Source organism: Vibrio minamisatsumaniensis, from assembly GCF_050337445.1.
GTDB lineage: Bacteria > Pseudomonadota > Gammaproteobacteria > Enterobacterales > Vibrionaceae > Vibrio > Vibrio artabrorum.
The window spans coordinates 1-3,212 of sequence record NZ_JAKJSY010000153.1 but is presented as its reverse complement, the minus strand read 5'-3'; the positions used below and the strand labels follow the sequence as shown (position 1 = coordinate 3,212).

Genomic DNA, 3,212 nt, shown 5'->3' with positions numbered 1-3,212 from the left:
GCTCCTTCCATTGATTTCCAACCCAGCGCTTGACGCGTTTTCTGCTTCACCCAACGGTGACTCTGCTCAACGATATTGTTCAGATATTTAATGTCTAATATCTCTACCAGTGAGAGCATAAAGTAACCCGTCAACCATAGCTGAACATTCATAGAATCAATGRCCGCGTAGTTACYATTGCYTCCATCTATAACAATTTTGCTTGGTAAACCATTTTGAGCGATGGCCTTATTCAGAAAGGCTTTAGCCGCTGCCTCATCACGGTTCGGGCTAAGATAATAATCGATCACGTTTCCAAACTTATCGACCGCTCGATAGTAGTAGRCCCACTTACCTTTTACTTTGATGTAGGTTTCATCAATTCGCCACGAGTCAGATACGGGCTTCTTTCTACGCCTCGCTCTGTGCTCTAATACTGGCGTAAATTTGATAACCCAACGATTAATCGTGGCGTGATCCACAACGACTCCGCGCTCCAATTGTATCTCTTCAATTTCACGATAACTGAGTTTATAGGCGAGATAATAACGTACGGTTTCGAGAATAACTTCAGAGGGGAAGTGGCAGCCTTTAAACATTAAGAATCAGTCTCATGAATAGAAATGAAGCAAATCTTAACTTAATGACTCAAAGTTTGCGACAGAACCCTATTTAGCCCGTATTTTTGTCTGTTATCTTGTCATCGAATTCAGCAAGCTAAACCTAAGCAATAGACTCAATCAAATACACCTCTTCACTGAATCGAGACAAACCTTTCTTCGTAATCTTTGGGTGTTTATCGTCGGCGATATCTTGATTTAACAACGTAATTTTATAGCCGACAAATAACCGTTCGATCTCTGGCAGAGGTACGCTAAACGGAGGCCCCGCCATCTCGCTTTGTTCGTAATCCAATGTCACCAGTAAGATCGTACCACTCGGTTTCAACAGTTGCTTCAAACGCGCGACGTACTGAACTCGCATCTCTTCAGGTAATGCCACCAGCGAAGCACGATCATAAATAATGTCGACCGGCTGGATTGGCGCGGTGAAGTAATCGCCCGTATAAATACTCAATTCATCGAATTGATAAAGCTCGTGCTGACCACTGATTTGAGTCACTGTTGGTGTGTACAAATGCTCAGAGAAAAAGGCACGAACCGCAATTTGGCTTAATTCAACACCTTGAACCTGTTCGTGCTTGGTTGCTAACCAAATTAAATCTTCACTCTTACCACAAAGAGGCACGAAGACACTTTTGTCGTAGCTTGGATTAGTCTTTTCCCAAAATTCGATAAGAAGCGGGTTTACATCTTCAAGGTGGAAACCAATTTGGTTGGCAGCCCATTTATTGTGCCAAAATTCAGGATTATTCATCTTTCGTTCATGTTAAACAGTGATAATACAAGGGTACAGTATCGATGAATAAGAGCAACCTTCGCTGAGTTTTAACGTAAAAAATAGCAGAGTCAGAATAGCAAACAACACCCGTTGAGAAAGTTGACTGCTGCAGTTCAAAGTTCTCAAAATATGGGAAAAATTACTTAAATAATTTGTCTATATCTTCACATTTTAAAGCAATATTAAACGTTAGAGTTGGTTTCTATCTTAACAGGCCCCATCTAATATATAGCGAGATTAGTTGGTGTCGTTAAGCTGTTTTCACTCTTATGTTTTACTGGTTACCCCCTTTTGAATACCCGTTTTTGTAACCTTGTATTTTGGAGTTTGAATGAGTGTATTTCTCCGTACGACGGCCCTAATGCTTTTGGTATTGAGCCGAGCGCCTGCATTCGCAGCCGCACCAGTTTCAACGAATTCAACAGTTCAATCGCGCACTCCAGCGCAAAACCAAGTGTCATCAAACGTATTTCGCCACAGCCTGAATGGCTTATACGGTATCAAAGCATTCGACTCACATCCGACGCAACCCTATTCTGATTTCGATATCCTTTACAGCAAAGCACACCAAGCACAAGCTGAATTGGAAACTATCTGTAGAAGTACCGCCCTACTGACTCGCTCTGAAGCACTATTCGCAGGGGTGAAATCTCAATCTCGTGCAAAAGAGAAGATCGACTTAGAGTTGGATGGCAATGTCACAAGAATTACCGACTTAGCCCGCGCAACCATTATTGCCAATGATGTGGAAAGTTTGGTTGAAGTTTACGAAGCACTAAGCCGTGAAGCGGATGTCGTAAAAGTAAAAAACAAGTTTAAGTCCCCAGCGGATTCAGGCTACCGTGACCTTAACCTATTGGTTCGTTTGCCAAAAACCAACATCATCGCAGAGGTTCAACTTCACTTGAAAGCGATTGCTGATGTGAAAAGTGGCCCAGAGCATGAGCTATACGAAATCATTCAAGGTATTGAACGCCACGCTATTGCAGAAAAACGCCCGGTTAACGACATAGAAGCCGCGCAAATTAATAGCTTGAGACGTCAATCTCTTGAACTTTACCAACAAGCATGGCAACCCTACATTACAACGCACATTAAAGCCGCGTGATACATTGAGGCCGACGAGGGTACCCATCGTATACGTCTCTGTTGTAAAAAATTTAAACTTGAAGGGCTGCATGAATCGCAGCTCTTTTTTTTAATTATTCAGATATAAAAAGACCACGCTAGGCGTGGTCTATTGCTTGGCTATTTCTCGATTTTAATATTTTCGACTCGAGCCTTCAGTTTCTGACCCGGTCTAAAAGTCACAACACGCCGAGCAGAAATGGGAATGTCTTCACCCGTTTTTGGGTTACGACCCGGTCGCTCGTTTTTCTCGCGAAGATCAAAGTTACCAAAGCCAGACAGTTTTACCTGTTCGCCATTTTCAAGTGCTTTACGAACTTCCTCGAAAAACACTTCAACCGTTTCCTTGGCATCCCGCTTGCTATATCCGAGTGTATCAAACAGGTTCTCAGCCAAATCGGCCTTCGTGAGTGCCATAAAACTTTCCTCAAAGCTATGTTAAACATTGCTACTATCGCAGTAGCGCCAAAGCATTTACCCTATTCAATCAATGAGATAAGGTCGTTCACAACGAAAGTGTATGCCAAGCTTCTGATTTTCGCCAACTTTTTTATCTTAACTGTTAAATTATTATTTATAATCAGCAAGATAACCCACTCCCAATTTCACATATATAGCGAAATAAGCTCCACACAAACACCCCAAAAAGAGTTATATACCAGTAATGTTCAAAATACAGAATTTAGAACTTTAAGTGCTCAATG

Annotated in this window: 4 protein-coding genes; 1 reads left to right on the top strand and 3 read right to left on the bottom strand. The window is 41.9% G+C overall.

Going from position 1 to position 3,212, the window contains the following annotated elements:
* A partial coding sequence (locus L4B77_RS19710) for an IS6 family transposase (RefSeq protein WP_429752538.1) occupies window positions 1-578 on the bottom strand: 578 nt, incomplete at its 3' end.
* Between the two features lie 124 nt (window positions 579-702).
* Complete coding sequence (locus L4B77_RS19705) at window positions 703-1,356, bottom strand: thiopurine S-methyltransferase (protein ID WP_429752536.1); 654 nt, start codon at window positions 1,354-1,356, stop codon at window positions 703-705.
* A gap of 355 nt (window positions 1,357-1,711) precedes the next feature.
* Between L4B77_RS19705 and L4B77_RS19700 the strand changes: the two genes are divergently transcribed.
* Window positions 1,712-2,488, top strand: coding sequence for a RelA/SpoT domain-containing protein (locus tag L4B77_RS19700; protein WP_429752534.1), 777 nt, complete (start codon window positions 1,712-1,714; stop codon window positions 2,486-2,488).
* A 140-nt stretch (window positions 2,489-2,628) separates the two neighbouring features.
* On the opposite strand, the gene ihfA is transcribed toward L4B77_RS19700, so the two are convergent.
* Complete coding sequence (gene ihfA / locus L4B77_RS19695; RefSeq protein ID WP_261837440.1) at window positions 2,629-2,925, bottom strand: integration host factor subunit alpha; 297 nt, start codon at window positions 2,923-2,925, stop codon at window positions 2,629-2,631.
* Window positions 2,926-3,212: the final 287 nt, after the last annotated feature.

What these genes read in the sequence shown, in the direction of transcription:
- L4B77_RS19700 (WP_429752534.1), top strand. Translation starts at nt 1,712, where the DNA reads ATGAGTGTATTTCTCCGTACGACGGCCCTAATGCTTTTGGTATTGAGC.
- L4B77_RS19705 (WP_429752536.1), bottom strand. Translation starts at nt 1,356, where the DNA reads ATGAATAATCCTGAATTTTGGCACAATAAATGGGCTGCCAACCAAATT.
- ihfA (WP_261837440.1), bottom strand. Translation starts at nt 2,925, where the DNA reads ATGGCACTCACGAAGGCCGATTTGGCTGAGAACCTGTTTGATACACTC.